This window comes from Streptomyces smaragdinus (assembly GCF_009604385.1).
GTDB classification, from domain to species: Bacteria; Actinomycetota; Actinomycetes; order Streptomycetales; family Streptomycetaceae; genus Streptomyces; species Streptomyces smaragdinus.
The window spans coordinates 1-21,777 of sequence record NZ_WEGJ01000065.1 but is presented as its reverse complement, the minus strand read 5'-3'; the positions used below and the strand labels follow the sequence as shown (position 1 = coordinate 21,777).

The following is a 21,777-nucleotide window of genomic DNA, read 5'->3' as shown; positions in this document are numbered from 1 at the left end:
CCGCGTCCTTCTCCTGCTGCTGCATCAACTCGGCTCCCGTGCGTACGATGTCCGAACTGTTGTGGGAGCCACGTGCCTTGCCCATGATGATCCTTCCCGGCACCAGTCACTCTGATGCCAACCGGTCATACCGGGCATACACAAACCACGCGACAGGCCCGGGAATCGTTCTGGTGGAGACGGTTTTCATGGCTCTGACTACTCGCTTGATGAGATCGTGCAGTTTGTTCATGGACACACAGGAGGTGGGAACCCGGCGATGGGTAGACCAAGTCAGGCGGAAATTGAGACGACTTTGCGCAAGGCTGGGCCGGTTCGTATAGGGAAACAGAACTCTGCCCAGTTTGACCACGGTGGCGTCAGGGTAATTGTCAACTATGATATGCCGTGGAAAAGTACGGCCTATTACCCCGGCTCGCTTGGAAAGCCGTGACCGTCGTGACTAATTCTGACCTGTCCTGGATTTCTGGACGAATGTCCCCCGATGATCTTCGCGCATTGGAGGGGGTGGTCGTCCACCTCTCTCGTCAGCGGAGTATTACCCTTCCCTGTCTTCTGGCTTCTTGGAAGGCTCACGTAGAGAAGCTTGAGGAAGATCTCTCCTTGCCCAGCTCGGACAGGTCTGTATGGGGGGTGCACGACTTGGTTGCTGCTTTGGTCCTCCGGGATTTCATCCAGGGTGGACTGAGTGCTCTTGAGGTCGCACTGAGATCCCGCTTCGAAATCCTCCTCTCGGAAATCGACAGCCGTTTTATCTCCTTCACGGAGCCGGATGATCTGCTCCGTGTTGAAAAGGTGGACGCTCGCCCTGGAAGTGAACGGGAATGGTGGTGGAAGCGGATTCCCGTGACCGGACCGGCGCGCGAAGAGGTAATTCTTTATAGCGGCCTCAATTAGCGCTCTGTGAATAAGCGCAAATGATAGAAGCCCTCCCCGTGGTACGTCCTGGGGAGGGCTTCTGGGCTCTTGACGGCAGTAGTTGACGGCAACGTCAGCGGACGGGTGCCGCGCAGAGCGGTGGTTCGTTGCCTTCGTCGGGCTTGCCGGTGGTCCCGACGGGGGTTGTGGAGGGCGTTGCCGAGGAGGTCGATGGCATCGCGTTGGAGGCGGAGCCGGACGTGGGCGTACACGGTGGCGGTGACGCCGATATGGGCGTGGCCCAAACAGCTCCTTGATCACGACGAGTTCCACGCCCTGCTCCAGGTGGAGGGTGGCTGCCGAATGCCGGAGGTCATGGAACCGGATGCGGCGGAGTCCTGCCTGGCGGAGCAGGATGTTGAAGTGCCGGGTCAGCGTGGCTCCTTCGATCGGGGCTCCGTCGGGTCGCGTTCTTTACGCTGCCGGTTGCGGTGCTGTTCGAGGGAGCGCAGGCACGGTGTCGGCAGGGCGATGCGTCGTTCGGAACTCTTGGTCTTGGTCGGGAGGGCTGTCAGGCCGCCGGAGTTGGTCCGCTGGAGAGTACGGCGGATGCTCGCGAGTCCGCCGACCAGGTCGAGGTCTTCCCAGCGCAGGCCGAGGAGTTCGCCCTTGCGGAGCCCCGTATGCAGAGCGAGTTCGAACAGCGGCTGCAACCGATGGCCGCTGGCGGCGGTCAGGAACTTGCGGGCTTCGTCGGCGGTGAGGGGTTCGAAGCGACGGGGGCGGGGTGTCCCAGTGCGGACGTTGCGGGCGACGTTGCGCGGGTTTTCCTCCTCGCGTACCGCATGCTCCAGGGCGGACTTGAGCACGGAGTGCACGTAAGCCGGGGTCAGCGGTGAGGACCGCACCGGCAAGTCCGGCCTCTCCTCTGTGGTCTCCGAGGCCCTCGAACGCTGGCTCGCCCTGGCGAAGCTCCGGGAGATCGTCGAGGAAGACCGCCTGGACGATCCGACCTCTGACGCCGACCGGCAGTGGGCGGAGGACGCGTGGTCAGCAAGCGCCTGAAGGTGTGGCCCCGTCCGGAGGCGCCCTCGTAGGGCCGTCGCTGCAGGGGCAAATCCGGGTGCGGGGCCGGAGGAGGCTTCCTAGGGTTGGGTCCGTCGTGGCGTCAATCGGATGGGAGCCAGGGATGGCCAGTCAGCTCTACGCGATCCGCTTCGGGGCCACGCGGCCCGCGGAGCTTGCTCGGTTCTGGGGTGGGGTGTTGGGGCGGGAAGTCGACCCGGGGGCCAGGGGTGGTGGGGTGGAGTTGCCTGCGGGGGACGTGGGGCAGTTGCGGATTCGGTTTGTGGAGAGTCAGGCGCCCAAGGTTGGGCAGAACCGGATGCACTTTGATCTGACCAGCGCCACCGATGAGGAGCAGCAGGCCATCGTGGAGCGGGTGCTGGTGTTCGGGGGGCGGCATCTGGATATCGGGCAGGGGTCCGATGCCCCCAACGTGGTGCTTGCCGATCCCGACGGGAACGAGCTCGACATCATCGAGGCCGGGAACAACTTCCTCGCCGGGACCGGGCAGATCGGTGCCCTCGCCTGTGACGGGTCGCAGGCCGTCGGGTACTTCTGGAGTGAGGCCCTGGGGTGGCCCCTCGTCTGGGACCAGGACGAGGAGACCGCCATCCAGGCCCCCGAAGGCGGCACGAAGATCACCTGGGGTGGGCCGCCCGTCGAGCCCCAGCAGGGCAAGAACCGGCTGACCTTCGACCTCGTCGTCCCCGCCGGCGAGGACCGCGACGCCGAGATCGCCCGCCTCGTATCCCTGGGCGCCAAGCACGTCGGCACCGGCGACGACGGTCACGTCGAGATGACCGACCCCGACGGCACCGAGTTCAGCGTCCTCCCCGTGCGCTAGAGGGATGATCGGGCACCCTTTCTCGGTGTTACCGGCCAGGTTTGTGCAGGTCGGCTCTCGGTGGGCGCCGAGAAGAGGTGCCCAACCCGGGGTGCCTGAGAGGCGCGGCGTACCCTCGGGAGCATGGACGTGGGGGCGCGCCTCGAACGGCGTATACGGGTCTGGCTGGTCGTGTTCATCGTGGGGCTGGTGCTGAGCGGCGTCACCGCCTTCCCCCTGCAGACCGAGGTGCGGATCCTCGACGACGCCGTGCGGGGGATCTCCTTCGCCCCCGACGGGCTCGTCGAGTGGATCGCCCGGGTGCGGACGGGGCTGGAGGAGACCGACGCCCAGTACCCGTTCATCGCCTACGGGACCGACTGGCTCGCCTTCGCGCATCTGGTGATCGCCGTCGCGTTCATCGGGCCGTACCGCGATCCCGTACGCAACATCTGGGTCATCGAATGGGGCATGATCGCCTGCGCGATGATCGTCCCCCTCGCCGTCTTCGCCGGGCCCGTGCGGGACATCCCCTTCTGGTGGACGCTGCTCGACATCTCGTTCGGCGTCTTCGGCGTCATCCCGCTGTACATCGTGCGGCGGCAGATCAAGCAGCTCGAGGCGGCACAGAAGGTCGTACAAGAAAAAGACACCGCGCCGGTCAACTCCCCCGAATGAACCTGACCGGCGCGGTGGGTCCGCGCGTATAGACGTGACCTGAGCGCTACAGGTTGCCTCGACGGTCCTGTTCGCGCTCGATTGCTTCAAAAAGTGCCTTGAAGTTGCCCTTGCCGAAGCCCATCGACCCGTGCCGCTCGATGATCTCGAAGAAGACCGTCGGGCGGTCCTGGACCGGCTTCGTGAAGATCTGCAGCAGATACCCGTCCTCGTCCCGGTCCGCGAGGATCTTCAGCTCACGGAGCTCGTCGAGCGGCACCCGGGTGTCGCCGACCCACTCGCCGAGGGTGTCGTAGTACGAACCCGGCACGTCCAGGAACTCGACGCCCGAGGCCCGCATCGTGCGGACCGTGTTGACGATGTCGTTCGTGGCGAGGGCGACGTGCTGGACGCCGGGGCCGCCGTAGAACTCCAGGTACTCGTCGATCTGCGACTTCTTCTTGCCCTCGGCCGGCTCGTTGATCGGGAACTTGACCTTCAGCGTGCCGTCCGCGACGACCTTCGACATGAGGGCGGAGTACTCGGTGGCGATGTCGTCGCCGACGAACTCCTTCATGTTCGTGAAGCCCAGGACCTTGTTGTAGAAGCCCACCCACTCGTTCATCTTGCCGAGCTCGACGTTTCCCACGCAGTGGTCGATCGCCTGGAACGTACGCCGCGCCGGCGGCTCGACGATCGGGGACGCCTCCACGTAGCCGGGGAGGTACGGGCCGGAGTAGCGCGAGCGGTCGACCAGCGTGTGCCGCGTCTCCCCGTACGTCGCGATCGAGGCGAGGACGACCGTGCCGTGCTCGTCCGTCAGCTCGTACGGCTCCTCCAGGCCCGTCGCCCCCATCGACACCGCGTGGGCGTACGCGGCGCGGGCGTCCGGGACCTCCATCGCCAGGTCGGTCACCCCGTCGCCGTGAGTGGCGACATGGTTCTCCAGCCACTTGCCGCGCTCGGTGGACGCCTTGACCACGGAGGTGAAGACGAACCGGGCGGAGCCGTTGACCAGGACGTACGAGGCTGTCTCGCGGCTGCCGTTCTCCGGTCCGGAGTAGGCGGCGAGCTTCATGCCGAAGGCGGCGGAGTAGTAGTGGGCGGCCTGCTTGGCGTTGCCGACCGCGAACACGACCGCGTCCATGCCCTTGACCGGGAAGGGGTCGTCCTGCCGGGGGGTGGGGGTGGGGTGATCCTGGATCTCAGTCATGGCCGAAGAGTCGCGCCGATTCGCTAGGTGCGCAACACTTCCGGGATTGGCTGGGCATTCTGTACAGCTGAAAGGGCCCACTCGGGCCAGATCTGTACGGTGTGACCACCGTCACGAAAGGTGACTCATGATCGATGGTCTCGACGGCCGCCTCCTCACCCTCCTCGCCACCGAGCCCCGGATCGGCGTCATGGAGGCCTCCCGCCGCCTCGGCGTCGCCCGGGGGACCGTGCAGGCGCGGCTGGACCGGCTTCAGGCGAATGGAGTCATCCGGGGATTCGGCCCGGACGTCGATCCCGGAGCCCTCGGCTACCCCGTGACCGCGTTCGCCACGCTGGAGATCAGCCAGGGTCAGGGAGCCGACGTACGGGCCCACTTGGCGGCCGTCCCGGAGGTGCTGGAGCTGCACACGATCACCGGGCACGGCGACATGCTCTGCCGTCTCGTCGCCCGCTCGAACGCCGATCTCCAGCGGGTGATCGACCGGGTCGTGGGTTTTGATGGCATCGTCCGGGCCTCCACGGCGATCGTCATGGAGAACCCCGTTCCGCTACGGATCGTCCCGTTGGTGAAGCAGGCGGCGCTGTTGGAGGAGTGAGGGCAGGGTGAGCTTCTGGGAGTACCTCGGCAGCCGGAGGGCGCAGCTCTTCGCCGACGGTCTCCAGCACGCCTCCGCCGTCTTCCAGTGCATGATCGCGGCCGCCCTCCTCGGCGTGCTCATCGCCGTCCTGACGTACCGCACCGAATGGGCCGGGAACCTCGCGATCGCGTCCACCTCGACGCTGCTGACCATCCCCTCCCTGGCCCTCATCGGTCTGCTGATCCCGATCATGGGCCTGGGCGTCCCGCCCACGGTCACGGCGCTGATCCTGTACGGGCTGCTCCCCGTCGTCCGCAACGGCATCGTCGGGCTGCGGGGCGTGGACCCGCAGCTCATCGACGCCGCCGACGGCATCGGCATGTCCCGGATGAAGCGGCTGCTGCGGGTGGAGCTGCCCCTCGCCTGGCCGCCGATCCTCACCGGGATCCGGATCTCCACGCAGATGCTGATGGGCATCGCCGCGATCGCCGCCTTCGCCTCCGGCCCGGGGCTCGGCAACGAGATCTTCCGCGGCATCTCCGGCCTGGGCAGCGCCAACGCCCTCAACCGGGTCCTCGCCGGAACCCTCGGGATCATCGTCCTCGCGCTGCTCTTCGACGCCGCCTACGTCCTCCTCGGACGGCTGACCATCTCCAGGGGGATCCGTGCCTGACGTACACACCGACGGGGTTTCCGGCGCCGCCATCACGCTCGAGCACCTCACCAAGACCTTCCCGGGCTCCACGCTCCCCGCGGTGGACGACATCAGCCTGCACATCGAGCCCGGCGAGCTGCTCGTCATGGTCGGGCCGTCCGGCAGCGGCAAGTCGACCGTACTGAAGATGATCAACCGGCTGATCGAGCCGACGGCCGGCCGCATCCTCATCGCGGACGAGGACGTGACCGGCATCGACCCGGTGGGCCTGCGGCGGAAGATCGGGTACGCGATCCAGTCCTCCGGCCTCTTCCCCCATATGACCGTCGCCCAGAACATCGCCCTCGTACCGAAGATGATCGGCTGGGACAAGGAGAGGGTGACCGCCCGCGTCGAGGAGATGCTGACGCTGGTCGGCCTGGAGCCGGGGGAGTACTGGAAGCGGTTCCCGCGTCAGCTGTCCGGCGGGCAGCAGCAGCGCGTCGGGGTGGCACGGGCGCTGGCCGCGGATCCGCCGGTGCTGCTCATGGACGAGCCGTTCGGGGCCGTCGACCCGATCACCCGCGCCAGTCTGCAGGACGAGCTGCTGCGGCTGCAGCGGGAACTGCGCAAGACGATCGTCTTCGTCACGCACGACTTCGACGAGGCGATCAGGCTGGGCGACCGGATCGTGGTGCTGCGCGAACGCTCGCGCATCGCCCAGTTCGACACCCCGCAGGCCATCCTCGCCAGCCCCGCCGACGACTTCGTCTCCGGCTTCGTCGGCGCGGGCGCCGCCCTCAAGCGGCTGAACCTGACACGCGTACGGGACCTGGCCGGCGTACAGGCGGCGAACGGCGCCCCCGTAGGCCGCAGCCTCGCCGAGGACGCCACCTTGCGCGACGCGCTGGAGGCGGTGCTCACGGACCCCGCGGGACGGGCGGCGGTGACCGGACCCGACGGGGAGCGGCTGGGGGTCGTCGACATGGCGTCCCTGACGGCCGCCGTGCACGACATGCTGCAGGCCGACCGGCTGGCCGCCGAGGAGCACCTCCGCGAGTCGGCGGAGTCCCGGCGGGAAGGCGCGGCGTGAGCGGGGTGCCCGGCGGCGGGGAGAATCCGCGGCCCGTCGGCGTACTGGAGGACGAGGCCGCCGTCGAGGAGCGGCTGCCGGGGCCCGGCGCGCGGCGGATCACCTGGCGCAAGCTGGTGTTCATGCCGGCGGTGCTGGCGTTCGTGCTGCTCGTGACCTGGCTCTGGTACGAGGGCACGGACCTCGACTCCGTGTCCCGTAACTCCCTGGCCGGCGGCAACATGTGGATCCGGCTGCGCGAACACATCTGGCTCACCGCCGTCTCCACCTTCTTCGTCCTGATCATCGCCATCCCGCTGGGCATCCTGCTCAGCCGCCCCCGCTTCCGCCGCGTCCAGCCGGTGGCCATGGCGGTCGCCAACGTCGGCCAGGCGTCGCCGTCCATCGGCATCCTGGCGCTGCTGGTGATCTGGGTCGGCGTGGGCATGAAGGCGGCCGTCGTCGGCATGACGATCTACGCGCTGCTGCCCGTCCTCGCCAACACCATCGCCGGGCTGCGCACCATCGACCCCACCCTCATCGAGGCGGCCCGCGGCATCGGCATGTCGCAGCGCGGGGTGCTGCGCAAGGTGGAGCTGCCGCTCGCCGTCCCGCTGATCCTCGCCGGGGTGCGGACGGCGCTGGTGCTGAACGTCGGTACGGCGACGCTGGCGTTCTTCGTCGGCGGCGGCGGACTCGGCGACCTGATCACCTCCGGGATCACGAACCACCGGATGCCGGTGCTGATCCTCGGGTCGGTGCTGACGGTGACGCTCGCGCTGTTCGTCGACTGGCTCGCCTCGCTGGCCGAGCTGTTGCTGCGCCCGCAGGGGCTGGAGGTGAGCCGGTGAGGCACGCCCGGCTGACCTGCGTCCTCGCGGCTCTCGTCGCGCTGGGAGGCTGCGGGCTGTCCAGCGGCTCGCCCTTCGTCACGGCCGTCTCGCCCGGGAGCGTCGGGCAGGGGAAGCCCCTGGAAGGCGTCGATCTGACGGTGACGTCCAAGGAGTTCAGCGAGCAGCTGCTCCTCGGCCAGATCGCCGGCCTCGCGCTGAAGGCCGCCGGGGCGTCGGTCGTCGACCGTACGGGCATCCAGGGCTCCATCGGCGCCCGCGAGGCCGTACGGACCGGGGAGGCCGACCTCATGTACGAGTACACCGGCACCGGCTGGATCACCTACCTCGGCCACGACACCCCCGTACGCGACCCGAAGGAGCAGTGGCGCGAGCTGCGCGCCGAGGACCTGAGGCGCAACGGCATCGACTGGCTGCCCCCGGCGCCCCTCGACAACACGTACGCGATGGCCGTCAACCACGCCAACGCGACCAGGTACAAGCTGCGGACGCTCTCCGACCTGGCGCGGCTGAACAACAGCGGCGCGAAGGTCACGTACTGCATGGGCGCGGAGTTCGCCACCCGCGACGACGGCTTTCCCGGCATGGCGAAGGCGTACGGGATGAAGGTCCCCGCCGGGCGGATCCGCAAGATGGACCTCGGCATCGTCTACACGGAGACCGCCAACGGGCGGACGTGCCTGGCCGGTTCGGTGTTCGCGACGGACGGGCGGATCCCGGCGCTGAAGCTGGTGGTGCTGGAGGACGACAAGAACTTCTTCCCCAACTACAACGCCGCCCCGATGGTCAACGAGAAGACACTGCGCGAGCACCCGCGGATCGCGGACGTGCTGAACCCCATCACGAAGAAGCTGACGACGGAGGTCGCCCAGCGGCTGAACGCCGAGATCGACGTCGACGGACGCGAGCCGCACGACGTGGCGCTGGACTGGCTGGTGGAGGAGGGGTTCGTCAAGGAGGGCTGAGAGTTGCAAAGGTCTTTTGCAAAAAAGCTATGCAAAGGTTCTTTGCAAGTCGTACGGTAGCTCCGTGACCGAATCAGGCAAGCAGCTCCACGACCTCAACCCGCAGTCCCTGCGCGGCCTCGCGCACCCCCTGCGGATGCGCCTGCTCAACGCCCTGCGCGAGCACGGCCCCGCCACCGCCTCCCAACTCGCCGACCGGCTCGGCGAATCCAGCGGCGCGACCAGCTACCACCTGCGGCAGCTCGCCGCCGTCGGCCTCATCGAAGACGACCCCGAGCACGGCAAGGGCCGCGAGCGCTGGTGGCGGCGCGCCTACCAGGGACTGAAGATCGAGAGCGCCGAGGAGTTCCTGGACAGCCCCGATCCGCAGGTCAGGGGCGCCATGGACATCTATCTGCACGAGATCGCCGCCGAGCACACCCTCGAGGTCGGCGCCGCGCTCGCCGCGATGCGCGACTGGCCCAAGGAGTGGCGCGACCGCTGGACCCTCAGCAACTTCAAGGTCCGGCTCACGCCCGAGCTCGCGTACGAGCTGTACCACCGGATGTTCGACGTGATCCGCGAGTACGAGGACCGCGTCCCCGAGGACACGGCCGGCTCCCGCGAGGTCCGCATCCATCTGCACGGCTTCCCGCAGCAGAACGACTGAATCAAACGAGGGGGGATCCATATGACCGACCGCCGGCCGCTGGCCGCCGTGCTCACCGCCAACGTCATATCCGTCACCGGCAGTTCGCTCAGCCTCATCGCCGTGCCCCTGTTCGTGCTGGAGACCACGGGCAGCGCCGCCCGGATGGGCCTGGTCGCCTTCTTCGAGGGGCTGGCGCTCGTCGTCGCCTCCGTGCTGGGCGGGCCGTTCATCGACCGGCTCGGGCGGCGGCGGGTGGCGTTCCTCACCGACCTGACCGGTGCCCTGGCCACCGGGCTGGTGCCCGTGCTGCACGCCGCCGGGGTGCTGCAGTACTGGATGCTGTGCGTCCTGGTCGCCGTCGTGGGTCTCGGACGCTCCCCGGGCGAGGTCGCGCGGGGGGTGCTGATGCCGCATCTGGCCGACCTGGCGGGGCGGGATCTCGCCAAGGTCGCCGGGTACTTCGAGAGCTGCCGCCAGCTCGCCCGCCTCCTCGGCGCCCCGCTCGCCGGCGTGCTGATCGCCGCCTTCGGGCCGACCGTCGCGCTGGGGGTGGACGCCGCGTCGTTCCTGGCCTCCGCCGCCCTGATCGCCGTCGGGCTGCGCGGGCTGCCGCAGGCGGCCCCGGTGAAGGACGCGCCGCGGGTCAGTCTGCGCACGTACCGGAGCGAGCTGGGCGAGGGCTTCCGGTTCCTCCGCCGGACCCGGCTGCTGCTGGCGATCGTGCTGATGGTGACGGTCACCAACGGCCTCAACCACGGCTGGACGTCCGTCCTGCTGCCGCTGCACGCCGACACCAACCTCGGCGGCTCGGTCAGCATGGGCCTGCTCGCCGGGATCTTCGGCGGGGGAGCGGTCCTCGGCTCGCTGGTGTACGGGCATCTCGCGGGCCGCTTCCGCCGCTGGCCGGTGTACACGGCGGCTTTCCTGATCGACGGCGCCCCGCGGTTCTTCCTCGCCGTCCTCGTCCCCGAGTTCGCGCCGCTGGCCCTCGTGATGGCCGTCGGCGGGACGGCGGCCGGGGTGCTGAACCCGATCCTCGGCCCGCTCCTCTTCGAGCTGGTCCCGGAGGAGCTGCGCAGCCGCGTGCAGAGCGTGACCCAGGCCGGTGTGATGGCCGTCATCCCGTTCGCCGTGCTCGGTACGGGTCTGCTCACCGAGGCCGCCGGCCTCACCGCGGGCCTGCTGACCCTCGGCGGGATCTACCTCGCCACGACCCTGTGCCCGGCGATCTTCCCGGTCTGGCGCACGATGGACAGCCTGCCGTCCGTCAGCACGACGGGACCTTCCCGCCCGACCGAAGCGCCCCCAGCGCGTCGATCGCGCCGCTGAGCGTCGTCACCGGCACCAGCCGCAGCCCCGACGGCAGCTCCGCCTCCGCCTCCGAGCACTCCGCCTTCGGTACGAGGAACACCGTCGCCTTGTCCCGCTTAGCCGCCTGCGTCTTCAGCGGCACCCCGCCGACGGCGCCGACCTTCCCGGCCGCGTCGATGGTGCCCGTACCGGCGATGACCCGGCCCCCGGCGAGGTCGTCGGCGCCGAGCTTGTCGATGATGCCCAGGGAGAAGAGCAGGCCCGCGCTGGGGCCGCCGACGTCGGCGAGGCGCAGGTCGACCTTCACCTTCTCGGGGTCGAGCTTCAGGTGGTTCAGGGCGGCGGCGGTGGCGGCGGACTGGGAGTCGCGCATGGCCTCGTCGTTGTACTCGCGGATCTCCTTCACGGAGTCGCCCACCGGGTACACGGAGTCCCGCGGCATCACGGCCTCCCCCTTGTCGAACCAGCTGCCCACCACATCGGGCAGCCGGACGGTGGTGTCCGGGGAGGTGGCGGTGATCGTCGTCATCCGCAGCTGGCCCCGCGTGGGGTACGTCTTCGCGCCCGTGACCGTGATCACCGGCTCGCCGCCCTTGTCCTTGCCCAGGACGTCCGTCGTCGACCCCGGGAAGGCGATCGAGAACGGCAGCGGCGCGAAGACGGCCGCCGCCAGCAGCCCGAGCAGCGGCAGCGCGCAGAGCGAGAGGTACAGGGGGCGGGAGAGCCTGGGTGTGCGCACGGGGTCAATCTAATGGACCTCAGCTGAGGGCCGCCGCCACCTCCCGGGCGGCGTCCACCACCCGTACGCCGACCTGCTCCGGGATCGTGTCCGACAGCATCACGACCCCCACGCTGCCCTCGATCCCCGTCACGCCCAGCAGCGGCGCCGCCGCGCCGCACGCGCCGGCCTCCAGCTCGCCGTGCGTGAACGCGTACGCGGACGCCGCGTCGTCGTGCGTGGCGCCGGCGCCCAGGCCCCGGCCCTTGAGGATGGCCCGGCCCGCCGCGCCCTGGTCCAGCGGATGCCGGAAGCCGGGGCGGTACGCGACGTGGTAGTCCGTCCAGCTCGGCTCCACCACGGCCACCGCGAGGGCCTCGCTGCCGTCGACGAGCGTGAGATGGGCGGTCGCGCCGACGTCCTCCGCGAGCGCGCGGAGGGAGGGCAGCGCGGCCTCCCGGACCAGGGGGTGGACCTGACGGCCCAGGCGCAGGACGCCGAGGCCCACGCGGGCCCGGCCACCGACGTCGCGGCGGACCAGGGCGTGCTGCTCGAGGGTGGCCAGCAGCCGGTAGACCACGGTGCGGTTCACGCCGAGCTTGGTCGCGAGCTCGGTGACGGTCAGACCGTGGTCGGTGTCGGCCAGCAGCTTCAGTACACGTAGCCCTCTGTCGAGGGTCTGGGAGGTCTCCGCGGTCACGCCGCCTCCTCGGGGTCTGGCGGCTGTTCCCGGGGTCCCGGAGGTGACGCCGCCGGTCGCAGGGCACCGGCGCGCCCCGGGCCGGCATTGCCCCGGAGCGTTCTCGATTTCCGTGAAACGTCCGTGAGTCACCTCACAGAAAGTTTCGGTGACGGGAAACCTAGCGAGCCGCACCGCTGAGCGGAAGACCCCGTCCAGAATCCGGGCGCCGATCCGGCTTGATCACCGCATCCGGGTGGCCCATTCCTGCACCTTCGCTATCCGCTGCCGGATCTGTCCGGCGGTCGCCTCGGCGCTGGGTGGCCCGCCGCACACGCGGCGCAGCTCCGTGTGGATCACTCCGTGCGGTTTGCCGCTCTGGTGGACATAAGCCCCGACCAGGGAGTTGAGCTGCTTGCGCAGCTCGAGGAGCTCCTTGTGGGTGACGACGGGGCGGCGGTCGGCGGGGAGTTCGAGGAGGTCGGCCTCCTCGGCCGGCTTCTTCCTGCTGTGGGCGATCTGACGGGCCTGGCGCTTCTGGAGGAGCATCTGGACCTGGTCGGGCTCGAGGAGGCCGGGGATGCCGAGGTAGTCCTGCTCCTCCTCGCTGCCGGGGTGGGCCTGCATGCCGAACTCGGCGCCCTCGTAGACGACCCGGTCGAAGACGGCGTCGGACTCCAGGGCCTCGAAGGGCAGCATGTCCTGGTCGCCGGTGTCCTCGTCCTGCTGCTTCTCCGCCTCTGCGAGCTCCTTCTCGGACTCCGCGTACGGGTCCTCCTCGGTGTCCTTCTTCGGCTTGTCCAGGGCGTGGTCGCGCTCGACCTCCATCTCGTGCGCGAACTGCAGGAGGTTGGGGATCGTCGGCAGGAACACGGACGCGGTCTCGCCGCGTCGCCTGGACCGTACGAAACGGCCCACCGCCTGGGCGAAGAACAGCGGGGTGGAGATCGTCGTGGCGTACACGCCGACCGCCAGGCGCGGGACGTCGACGCCCTCGGACACCATGCGGACGGCGACCATCCAGCGGTCCTCGCTCTCGCGGAACTCCTCGATCCGGTCGGAGGCGCCGGTGTCGTCGGAGAGGACGACGGTCGCCCCGGTGCCCGTTATCTCGCGGATCAGCTTGGCGTACGAGCGGGCCGAGTCCTGGTCGGTGGCGATGACCAGACCCCCGGCGTCCGGGATGGCCTTGCGGACCTCGGTGAGGCGCTGGTCGGCGGCGCGCAGCACGCTCGGCATCCATTCGCCGCGCGGGTCCAGGGCGGTGCGCCAGGCCTGCGCGGTGGCGTCCTTGGTCATGGGCTCGCCGAGGCGGGCCTCGATCTCGTCGCCGGCCTTGGTGCGCCAGCGCATGCTGCCGCTGTACGAGAGGAAGATCACCGGGCGCACGACGTGGTCGGCGAGGGCGTGGCCGTAGCCGTAGGTGTAGTCGGCGGAGGAGCGGCGGATGCCCTCGCGGTCCTCCTCGTACGTGACGAAGGGGATCGGGTTGGTGTCCGAGCGGAAGGGGGTGCCGGTGAGGGCGAGCCTTCTGGTGGCCGGCTCGAACGCCTCCTGGCAGGCCTCGCCCCAGGAGCGGGAGTCGCCGGCGTGGTGGATCTCGTCGAGGATGACGAGGGTCTTGCGCTGCTCGCAGCGGTTGCGGTGGAGCATCGGGCGGACGCCCACACCGGCGTACGTCACGGCGACCCCGTGGTACTCCTTGCTGACCGGTCCGGCGCTGTACTCGGGGTCCAGCCGGATGCCGATACGCGCCGCCGCCTCCGCCCACTGCTTCTTCAGGTGCTCGGTGGGCGCGACGACGGTGACCTGCTGCACGACGTGATGGTGCAGCAGCCAGCTCGCGAGGGTCAGCGCGAACGTCGTCTTCCCGGCGCCGGGCGTCGCCACGGCCAGATAGTCCCGGGGCTGCTTGCTCAGGTAGGCGTCCATCGCCCCCTGCTGCCAGGCACGGAGCTTCCCGGCCGTACCCCACGGGGCGCGGCCGGGGAAGGCGGGGGACAGATGATGCGAGGTGGCGGTACTCACGGTCTCCGCAGGCTGGTCGACGACATCTCACGTCCGCCGGGAACCCCCGCGCGGCAACCGCGTCAGCCTACCGGGACGACGCCTCCCACCCCGGGGATACGCGGGGGTACCGCCCGGGAGTGGGAGCCAGGTCACATGTGCGTCCGGATCAGCCGTCCATGCCGCGGACGCACACCACCCTGACCTCCTGGACCAGGTTGTTGCCGAAGCCGCCCCGGTTCCACGGCTCCTCCAGGGGCTGGGTTTCGCCCGTGGCGTCCGTGGCTCGGGCCGTCAGGGTGTGGGTGCCGGGGGTGGGGGTCCAGTCCGCTGTCCAGTGGCGCCAGGCCCAGGGGTGGGTGGTCGGGTCGTCCTCCAGGGTGGCGGGGGTCCAGGTGGTGCCGCCGTCCGTGCTCAGGTCCACCGACGTGACGGGGGCGTGGCCCGACCAGGCGCGGCCCTCGACGCGGATCGGGTTCGGGGGGACGAAGCGGGCGCGGGACATGAAGTCCGGGAAGCCGGGGGGTACGAGCAGGGCGCGCGGCGCCATCCTCGTCACCGGGACGCCCGGGTCGTCGGCCGACGCGCGGTAGCGGTACGCGGAGTGCTGGAAGCCGTCGAACGGCTCCCCGGTCAGCCGGACGTCGCGCAGCCATTTGACGTTCCCCATCCCGTACCAGCCGGGGACCACCAGCCGCAGCGGGCTCCCGTGCTGCGGCGGCAGCGGGGCGCCGTTCATGGCGTACGCCACCAGCACCGGCGCCTCACCCATCGCGTCCGCCACGGACAGCGCCCGCTGGTAGTCCTGCTCCACCCCCCGCTCCACGCCGTGGTCGGCGCCGGTGAAGACCGCGTCCACCGCGTCCGGCGACACCCCCGCCTCCGCGAGCAGCTCCCGCAGCGGTACGCCCGTCCACTCGGCGGTCCCCACGGCCTCCGTCAGCCACGGCTGGCTCACCGGGCGGGGCGTGAGGCGGGCGCGGCCGTTGCCGGCGCACTCCATCGTCACGCGGTGGGTCTCGGAGGGCAGCGCCCTCAGCTCGTCGAGGGTGAGGGTCAGGGGCCGGTCGACGAGGCCGGAGATCGTGAGCTCCCAGTGCTCCGGGTCCGTGAACGGGACGTCGTAGTGCGTGAGCACGTAATGCAGGCCGGGGGGCGTCACGTCGTACCGCAGCGCCTCCAGCGGCAGGCCGTGGTTGCGTGCCGCGAGCGCGAGTTCGTCGTGGCCGATCCCCTCGTCGGGCGCGGCGACCCGGGAGGGCGTGCTGACATCTCCGATGCGTGTTCCCATGGGGGCATTGTGGTCGCGGATCAGTGAACGCGCAGCCGCCCCGCCACCCCCGCCCCCACCAGCGCTACCGCCGCCATCGGCAGGAACACCGCCGCGAACGCCCACGGATGCCCCCCGTCCGCCGCCGCGGCCGACAGCGGGCCGTCACCCACCGCCGCGCCGCCCAGCGCGGCGAACACCACCCCGGCGACCGCCAGCAGCACCACGTTGGACAGGCTGTCGGACAGCTGCAGCGCGGCCGTGTTGTTCCCCGCTTCCGCCGGCGGCGACAGCTTCAGCAGCAGCACGCTCGTCGCGGAGATCACCATCCCCATCCCGAAGCACCCGAACAGCCACAGCACCGCGATGAACGCCAGCGGCGGCACCGCCTCCACCAGCGCCAGCGGCGCCGCGGCGATCGCGGCCGCGGACAGGCACATCCCCACCCGTACGAGCCGCTCCCGGTGCCGCTCCATCCGAGGCCGGGCCTGCAGCCAGGAGCCGGACGCCCACGACGCCCCGCCGATGGCCAGGGACATGCCCGCCTCGGTCACCGACAGCCCCCGCTGGGTCACCAGCATCAGCGGTACGAAGGACTCCGCCGCGATGAACGACCCCGCCGCGATCCCCCGCATGAGGACCACCGTCGGCAGCCCCCGCGCCGCGGCGTACGTCCCGCGCGGCAGCAGCCCCCGCACCGCGGGCACCAGCAGCGCCACCCCCGCGAGCGCCGGCGCCAGGGACGCCCACCGGACGTCCTGCCCCGCGTACTGCAGCAGCCCCGCGCCGGCCGCGATGGCGAACGCCAGCTTCATCCGCCGCCGGTCCACGGGCGGCACCTTGTCCGGGTCCACGGGGCCGTTCGCCCGGCGCCGTATCGCCGGCAGCGCGACGACCAGCGGCAGCACCACCAGCGGCGGGATGCCGAGGAACACCCACCGCCAGCCCGCGTGCTCGGTGACCGCCCCGGCCGCGAGGGGTCCGACGACCGACGGCACCACCCACGACGCGGCGAACGCGGCCAGGATCGACGGCCGCAGCCGCTCCGGGTATGCCCTGCTGACCACGACGTACAGCGCCACGATGTCCAGCCCGCCGCCGAACCCCTGCACCGCGCGGCCGAGCACGAACACCCACATGCCGCTCGCCGTACCGGAGATCACCAGTCCCGCGACGAAGCACGCGATGCCCAGCGCCAGGGGCTTCAGCGGCCCCGCCCGGTCGCACCACTGGCCGGAGACGACCATCGCCAGCAGGGCGGTCGTGAAGTACGCGGAGAAGGCGAAGGCATACAGCCCCACCCCGTCCAGCGCCTTGGCCGCCGCGGGCATCGCCGTACCGACGGCCGTCGCCTCGAACGCGATGAGGAGCACCACGGTGACGATGCCGAGGCTCAGCGCCCGGTACTGCCTGCCCAGCACCCCGGGCTCGCGGGGGAACTCCCCGGCGGGGGCGGCGGCGCTGACGCCCTGATCGGCGGCTATGTCGGTCATGAGGGTCAGGGTAAGGGGTGTAGGCCCGAATGACGCCTGTATATGGACGGGGTCCGGACGGGACGTCCGTCCTAGGTCCGAGGGCCCGGCCCGGGGACCGTAAACCCGGTGCCGTGCGTTCAGCTCTTTGTGGTTGCACCCCGGTTGTATTCCGGTTGCATTCCGGTTGCACGGATCCTCCGATCAATTTCCGACCATTCGGTCCGCGCCGGACGAACCCCGTCATTTGGTGTTTACGCCGCCTTGACCCCCGAGAAGGCAAAACCATACTCTCGACGCGTTCGCGGTGATCGCCTCACACAATGGGAGGATCAATTGCCTGCAATGAAGTTATGGGAATCCAGCATCGGGCTTCTTTTCGACCGCAGGTCGGAAATCGGAAAGCCCATGGACTTCCATCTGAGCCGCCCGATGGACATCGACCCCGAGGGCCGGACCCTCCTCGACGTGGCGGCCATGGCCGACGTCGTCCGGGCGACCGCGGGAGCGCTGCACGAGGCCGGTGTCCGGCCCGGCGACCGGGTCGTGGTCTACAAGGAGAACCACTTCGACTGCCTGCTGCTGGCCGCCGCCGGCGTCCGCGTCGGCGCCGTCCCGGTCATGCTGTCGGGGCTGATGGACCCCGACACCGTACGCCCCCTGCTGCAGCGCACCGAACCCAGACTCCTGGTGAGCGGCCGGCGTCTGCTGGAACAGCGCGGAAGCGACGGCGCCGCCCTTTCCGAGTTCAGCGACCGCGTCCTGTCGCTCGACGGCGGAATACCCGAAGCGATATCCCTGACGGACGTCCTCGGCGCTTCAGCCCCACCCCCGGTACACCGCGCCGACGACGAACTGATGATGCTCACGCACACCTCCGGAACCACCGGAATTCCGAAGCTCATCATGTACACGCCGGAAAAACTCCAGGGCCAGATGGCCCGCCTGGAGTGCCGGCATCTGCCGCCCATCACCTTCGGCCGCAAGGACACGGTGGCGATGTTCCTGCCGTACGTCCACGCCCGCTCGTTCACCTGGATCTATTCGGTGCTGACGCTCTCGCCCGCCACGGTGCTGCTGATGAGCGAGAACGACCCGGAAACGGTCGGCCCGATGTTCCTGAAGCACCGCCCGACCTCCATCGAGGCACTGCCCATCGACTTCCTGCGCATGGCGGAGCTCACCCGGCAGGGGCAGGGCGACGCGTTCGCCTCGGTACGGATGTTCATCGGCAACTTCGACGCCATGCACTGGTCGGTCATCCGCGCCTTCCTCAACGCCTCCAGGCACCGCTTCCCCGTCTGGCGCGAGGGCTACGGGCAGTCGGAGACCGGCGGCATGGGCATGACCGCCATCACCCGCCGCAAGGCCAACAAGCGGCGCGACGAGATGCCGGGCCCGCGCAAGGTCGGCCGGCCGATGCCCGGGTTCGTCAAGCTCAAGGTCGTCGACCCCCAGACCTTCGCGCCGGTGCCCAGAGGCAAACCCGGGATCGTGCTCGCGCGGACGAAGGCCCGGTGCGTCGGCTACTACAAGGAGCCCGAGCGCTGGCAGGAGAAGGCCGTCGGCGACTGGTGGAACACCGGCGACATCGGCGTCATGACCAGAACCGGCGCCCTCAAGCTCCTCGACCGCGAGGTCAACTACGCGACCGGCATGAGCTGTCTGGAGCTCGAGGACACCCTCGTCGACCGCCTCCCCGACGGCCACGACATCGCCCTCCTCCCCGTCCCCGGCAGCCCGCCGGTCCCCGTCGTCGCCAGCCCCGACGGGCAGCTGGCGAAGGACGTCTGGGAGACGGCCGTACGCGGCCTCCCCGAGCTCGCCGAGCCCGTGGTCATCGGCTTCAAGGAGATGCCCCGCACCGGCACCGGCAAGATCCTCCGGGAACAGCTGCGCAGACAGCATCTGACCGGAGCCGGCCACCCCGGCCACGGCAGGTGGACGTGAACCCGGCGGGCGCGGGGACGTTCGACGTCGAGCCCTTCGACGACGCCTCCCGGCGGATCTGGGAACGGCGCGAACACGTCGTGTGCGGGATCAGCCCCGGCAACAGCTACTTCCGCGGCGAACCCCTCGAGCGGCTGCTGGGCTGGCTCTCCGGCGAGTTCGACCGCGTCGACGTCGTCGTCCCGGACTCCGGCCTCACCCACACGTACCACGCCCTCGGCTACACCCCGCGGCGTGCGGCGCAGAAGACCCGCGCCGAGATCAACGTCCTGTGCAACCGGGTGCTGCGCGCCTGGCAGGCCACCGGCGGCCCGCGGGAGGCCGACGGACTGCACCGGATGTCCGAGCTGGACTCCGGCGACGTCTACCGCGACGCCCTCGCCGACTGCGAGAAGGCCCTGCGCGAGGGCGGCGAACTCGGCCGGGTCTGCGCGGACATGAGCCGCGAGGTGCTGCGCGGACGCGGCCACGACGGCCCGCCCACCGACGGCCAGATCGAACGCGCCACCCGCTACCTCACCGCCGAACTCCCCTTCTTCCTCGCCTCCAGCGACATCTTCGGCGTCCCGTCGTCCCTCAACTTCTACCACCGCGAACTCCCCCTCGCGGAGCTCGTCTTCTCCGGCAGCACCCTGCTCCAGCCCTCGCCCCGGCAGGCGTACGCCACGATCCGCCCGGCGTGACGAGGGCCCCACCCGCACAGTGAGAGGAACCCATGGCGCAATACGACGCGCTCGCACAACGGCTCACCGACATCGAGGAGATCATCCACTTCTACCGCAAACACATCGAATTCCCCTCGTTCCTGCGCGCCCTGGGCTCCGTACGCGGCAAGCGGATCCTCGACGTCGGCTGCGGCGACGGCGTCTACGCCCGGATGGTCGCCGAACGCGAGGCCGAGGAGGTCGTCGCCACGGACTCCTCCGCCGAGATGGTCGCCCTGGGCCGGGCCGCCGAGAAGGCGGAGCCGCTGGGAGTGCGGTACGAGGTGCACGACGTGTCGGCGATGCCGGTGCTCGGCTCCTTCGACGTGGCCGTCGCCGTCAACGTCCTGCACTACGCGGACGGCGAGGGCGCGCTGGTCGGCATGTGCGAGCGGATCGCCGCCAACCTCGCGCCCGGCGGCCGGCTCCTCGCCTATGTCGGCAACGTCGACACGGACCCGGACGCGGCGCGGGAGTTCGGCTTCGTCGTCGACCTCCCCGAGGACCGCCGCGAGGGCGCCCCGTTCACCGTGTCGATCGCCGCACAGCCCCCCGCCACGGTCTCGGTGCACTACTGGCCGCCCGACAGCCTCGTACGGGCCGTGGAGTCGGCCGGGTTCACCCGGGTCGGCTGGGAGGACCTGAGACACACCGGCGAGGGAACCGGCCGCGAGGCGGACCTGGACCGGCTGCTGAAGAGTCCGCCGAGCCTGCTGCTCAGCGCGTACCGCGCCTGACGACGGGCGGCCGGGCGGTTCCTCCTCCCCGCGCGAACCGCCCGGCCTGCCGCTCACGCCTCCGGCCCCGGGTCCTCCGACGGCCACGGCTCCGCCGCCCACAGGTCGTCGCAGGCCTCCCGGACCGTGGGGGCCAACAGGCGTTCGAGGGCGGCGTCGAGCTCCTGCCGGGTCGTCTCGCGGCCGGGCGGTACGAGCCGCATGGTGCGCTCCAGCCACGCCGACACGGCCGCCGCCGGGGCCTCGATCAGGGCGTCGCCGTCCGGGGAGGCCAGCGCCAGACAGACCACGTTCCGCCCGTCGACCTTCGTCGGCCACAGCCGTACGTCCCCCTGGCCGCACGGCCGGAACACCCCCTCCACCAGCAGCTCGCGGGCGAACGTCCAGTGCACGGGGGCGGGCGAGCAGGTGTGGAAGGTGAAGCGGACGGCGTACGGGTCGGCGGTCAGATACGTCAGCCGGGCCGGCACGTCGACGCCGCGGTCCGGCGACAGCACCAGTCTGACGTCGAGATCGCGTACCACCTCGGTGTGCGTGGGCGTGTGCATGGTCCCCTCTCCTTCTTCGTCCACGGGCGGGCGGCGGGGCGCGCCGCCGGGTATAGAGAGAGACCGGATCGCGCGCTCTTACGCGACTTCCGCGGAAAAACTTCCGCGGCGCGCCAGGGGCCCCCGACGGATACCCGGTCGGAGCAATGACGGTGCTGTCAGCACATCGGGGGATGTGCGTCAAGGGCGCCCGTCCGGGACCGGTTTGGTCGCTAATGTGGGCGACATGAGCGCCCCGACTCCCGCCTCCGGCTCCGGCATCCCCGGGCCCGGGTACTACCCGGACCCGTCCATCCCCGGCTACATCCGGTACTGGAGCGGTACGGCCTGGGTGCCCGGTACGAGCCGTCCGGTGCCGGAGGAGGCCCCGTCCCCCGTCCCGTCCGGCGTCTCGCTCACGCCGGTCCCGGCGGTGACCCCGCCGCCGCCGGCGATGGTGGAGACGGGGCCGGTGTTCTTCGACGAGATGCGCACGGGGGAGCGGCGGTTCACGGAACTGGCCCCGGCCCCGGAACGCACGGCGCTCCCCCCGGCGGCGTCGGCCCCGCCCGAGCTCGCCCCGGCGCCTCCGACGCCGACCCCGACGCCCACCCCCACCCCCACGCCCGCCGACCCCCGCGCGGCGGACGCCTGGGGCGGGACGCCGGAGACCCCGCGGGTGACGGCGCAGCGCCCGGCCCCGCCCGAGGAGGCGCCGGAGGCCGCCCCGCCCGCGTCCGCCTGGCAGGCGTCACGCCCCCCGCAGCCGACGCCGATCGCCTGGGGCGCCCCCGCCGGCGCCCCGCCCGCCCCGGCCCCGGTCCCGGACCGCGAGACGCTCGGCGTCCGCGCCGTACGCCGGGCGGCTCCCGATGCGTCCCGCACGCCCCCCGTCCGCACCCCCTCCTGGGTCCGCCGCACCGACGGATCCGTGGCCTTGCCGAGTAGTCAACGTTCCACCCATGAGCTTCCAGCATCGGACGTTCGCCGATGTACTGGTCTCTGCCCGAACCTAGAGGTTCGGGAGAAGTGCTCCTTAGAAAGGAGGTGATC

22 protein-coding genes and 1 pseudogene are annotated in these 21,777 nt (G+C 70.5%); 15 read left to right on the top strand and 8 right to left on the bottom strand.

The window, feature by feature from the left end; genetic code table 11:
* Positions 1 to 387: 387 nt before the first annotated feature.
* Positions 388 to 897 (top strand): hypothetical protein, encoded by a 510-nt coding sequence (locus SRB5_RS34485; protein ID WP_153457587.1) that lies wholly within the window; start codon positions 388 to 390, stop codon positions 895 to 897.
* A gap of 94 nt (positions 898 to 991) precedes the next feature.
* Here the strand turns inward: SRB5_RS34485 and SRB5_RS34480 are convergent.
* Positions 992 to 1,757 (bottom strand): annotated as a pseudogene (locus SRB5_RS34480) (tyrosine-type recombinase/integrase); the annotation flags it as partial.
* A gap of 31 nt (positions 1,758 to 1,788) precedes the next feature.
* On the opposite strand from SRB5_RS34480, the gene SRB5_RS37315 reads away from it, so the two are divergent.
* The 3 genes from SRB5_RS37315 to SRB5_RS34470 all read left to right on the top strand — a co-directional run bounded on the left by SRB5_RS37315 (position 1,789) and on the right by SRB5_RS34470 (position 3,424).
* Positions 1,789 to 1,923, top strand: a complete 135-nt coding sequence (locus SRB5_RS37315; RefSeq protein ID WP_267132638.1) for a hypothetical protein — start codon at positions 1,789 to 1,791, stop codon at positions 1,921 to 1,923.
* A gap of 124 nt (positions 1,924 to 2,047) precedes the next feature.
* Positions 2,048 to 2,767 carry a VOC family protein gene (locus SRB5_RS34475; protein WP_153457585.1) on the top strand — a complete coding sequence of 240 codons (720 nt, stop codon included), beginning with the start codon at positions 2,048 to 2,050 and terminating at the stop codon, positions 2,765 to 2,767.
* A 123-nt stretch (positions 2,768 to 2,890) separates the two neighbouring features.
* Positions 2,891 to 3,424, top strand: coding sequence for a hypothetical protein (locus tag SRB5_RS34470; RefSeq protein WP_153457583.1), 534 nt, complete (start codon positions 2,891 to 2,893; stop codon positions 3,422 to 3,424).
* A 46-nt stretch (positions 3,425 to 3,470) separates the two neighbouring features.
* On the opposite strand, the gene hppD is transcribed toward SRB5_RS34470, so the two are convergent.
* A complete protein-coding gene (gene hppD / locus SRB5_RS34465; RefSeq protein ID WP_153457581.1) occupies positions 3,471 to 4,616 on the bottom strand; it encodes a 4-hydroxyphenylpyruvate dioxygenase in 1,146 nt (381 codons plus the stop codon).
* A gap of 127 nt (positions 4,617 to 4,743) precedes the next feature.
* Between hppD and SRB5_RS34460 the strand changes: the two genes are divergently transcribed.
* The 7 genes from SRB5_RS34460 to SRB5_RS34430 all read left to right on the top strand — a co-directional run bounded on the left by SRB5_RS34460 (position 4,744) and on the right by SRB5_RS34430 (position 10,678).
* Positions 4,744 to 5,214 (top strand): Lrp/AsnC family transcriptional regulator, encoded by a 471-nt coding sequence (locus SRB5_RS34460; RefSeq protein WP_153457579.1) that lies wholly within the window; start codon positions 4,744 to 4,746, stop codon positions 5,212 to 5,214.
* Between the two features lie 7 nt (positions 5,215 to 5,221).
* Positions 5,222 to 5,869, top strand: coding sequence for an ABC transporter permease (locus SRB5_RS34455; RefSeq protein WP_323378983.1), 648 nt, complete (start codon positions 5,222 to 5,224; stop codon positions 5,867 to 5,869).
* Entirely contained in the window at positions 5,862 to 6,923 is a 1,062-nt protein-coding gene (locus tag SRB5_RS34450) for an ABC transporter ATP-binding protein (RefSeq protein ID WP_323378982.1), read from the top strand. The genes SRB5_RS34455 and SRB5_RS34450 overlap by 8 nt, the downstream gene beginning before the upstream one ends.
* Positions 6,920 to 7,753, top strand: a complete 834-nt coding sequence (locus tag SRB5_RS34445; RefSeq protein WP_407704029.1) for an ABC transporter permease — start codon at positions 6,920 to 6,922, stop codon at positions 7,751 to 7,753. Before SRB5_RS34450 ends, SRB5_RS34445 begins: the two co-directional genes overlap by 4 nt.
* A complete protein-coding gene (locus SRB5_RS34440; protein WP_323378980.1) occupies positions 7,750 to 8,718 on the top strand; it encodes a glycine betaine ABC transporter substrate-binding protein in 969 nt (322 codons plus the stop codon). The genes SRB5_RS34445 and SRB5_RS34440 overlap by 4 nt, the downstream gene beginning before the upstream one ends.
* 64 nt (positions 8,719 to 8,782) lie before the next feature.
* Positions 8,783 to 9,367, top strand: a complete 585-nt coding sequence (locus SRB5_RS34435) for an ArsR/SmtB family transcription factor (RefSeq protein WP_323378979.1) — start codon at positions 8,783 to 8,785, stop codon at positions 9,365 to 9,367.
* 21 nt (positions 9,368 to 9,388) lie between these two features.
* Positions 9,389 to 10,678, top strand: a complete 1,290-nt coding sequence (locus SRB5_RS34430; RefSeq protein WP_153457577.1) for an MFS transporter — start codon at positions 9,389 to 9,391, stop codon at positions 10,676 to 10,678.
* On the opposite strand, the gene SRB5_RS34425 is transcribed toward SRB5_RS34430, so the two are convergent.
* The 5 genes from SRB5_RS34425 to SRB5_RS34405 all read right to left on the bottom strand — a co-directional run bounded on the left by SRB5_RS34425 (position 10,617) and on the right by SRB5_RS34405 (position 16,827).
* Positions 10,617 to 11,399 (bottom strand): S16 family serine protease, encoded by a 783-nt coding sequence (locus tag SRB5_RS34425; RefSeq protein WP_323378977.1) that lies wholly within the window; start codon positions 11,397 to 11,399, stop codon positions 10,617 to 10,619. The genes SRB5_RS34430 and SRB5_RS34425 overlap by 62 nt on opposite strands.
* A 19-nt stretch (positions 11,400 to 11,418) precedes the next feature.
* Entirely contained in the window at positions 11,419 to 12,078 is a 660-nt protein-coding gene (locus tag SRB5_RS34420) for an IclR family transcriptional regulator (RefSeq protein WP_323378976.1), read from the bottom strand.
* A gap of 222 nt (positions 12,079 to 12,300) precedes the next feature.
* Positions 12,301 to 14,085: a DEAD/DEAH box helicase gene (locus SRB5_RS34415; RefSeq protein ID WP_323378975.1), complete on the bottom strand. Its 1,785-nt coding sequence runs from the start codon at positions 14,083 to 14,085 to the stop codon at positions 12,301 to 12,303.
* Positions 14,086 to 14,233: 148 nt separating this feature from the next.
* Complete coding sequence (locus tag SRB5_RS34410; RefSeq protein WP_153457575.1) at positions 14,234 to 15,355, bottom strand: sulfite oxidase; 1,122 nt, start codon at positions 15,353 to 15,355, stop codon at positions 14,234 to 14,236.
* 20 nt (positions 15,356 to 15,375) lie between these two features.
* Complete coding sequence (locus SRB5_RS34405) at positions 15,376 to 16,827, bottom strand: MFS transporter (protein ID WP_153457574.1); 1,452 nt, start codon at positions 16,825 to 16,827, stop codon at positions 15,376 to 15,378.
* 387 nt (positions 16,828 to 17,214) lie between these two features.
* On the opposite strand from SRB5_RS34405, the gene SRB5_RS34400 reads away from it, so the two are divergent.
* From SRB5_RS34400 to SRB5_RS34390, 3 genes are read left to right on the top strand one after another with little or no spacing between them, the layout of a single operon-like run.
* Positions 17,215 to 18,756, top strand: a complete 1,542-nt coding sequence (locus tag SRB5_RS34400; RefSeq protein WP_194293118.1) for a class I adenylate-forming enzyme family protein — start codon at positions 17,215 to 17,217, stop codon at positions 18,754 to 18,756.
* On the top strand, positions 18,753 to 19,439 hold the full coding sequence (locus tag SRB5_RS34395; RefSeq protein ID WP_323378972.1) for a tRNA-dependent cyclodipeptide synthase: 687 nt from the start codon (positions 18,753 to 18,755) through the stop codon (positions 19,437 to 19,439). The genes SRB5_RS34400 and SRB5_RS34395 overlap by 4 nt, the downstream gene beginning before the upstream one ends.
* Before the next feature lie 32 nt (positions 19,440 to 19,471).
* Positions 19,472 to 20,197 (top strand): class I SAM-dependent methyltransferase, encoded by a 726-nt coding sequence (locus SRB5_RS34390; protein WP_153457571.1) that lies wholly within the window; start codon positions 19,472 to 19,474, stop codon positions 20,195 to 20,197.
* Between the two features lie 53 nt (positions 20,198 to 20,250).
* Here the strand turns inward: SRB5_RS34390 and SRB5_RS34385 are convergent, their stop codons facing one another.
* Positions 20,251 to 20,745: an SsgA family sporulation/cell division regulator gene (locus tag SRB5_RS34385; protein WP_153457569.1), complete on the bottom strand. Its 495-nt coding sequence runs from the start codon at positions 20,743 to 20,745 to the stop codon at positions 20,251 to 20,253.
* On the opposite strand from SRB5_RS34385, the gene SRB5_RS34380 reads away from it, so the two are divergent.
* Positions 20,744 to 21,775 carry a DUF2510 domain-containing protein gene (locus tag SRB5_RS34380; protein WP_323378971.1) on the top strand — a complete coding sequence of 344 codons (1,032 nt, stop codon included), beginning with the start codon at positions 20,744 to 20,746 and terminating at the stop codon, positions 21,773 to 21,775. The two genes, SRB5_RS34385 and SRB5_RS34380, sit on opposite strands and share 2 nt — an antisense overlap.
* Positions 21,776 to 21,777 lie beyond the last annotated feature (2 nt).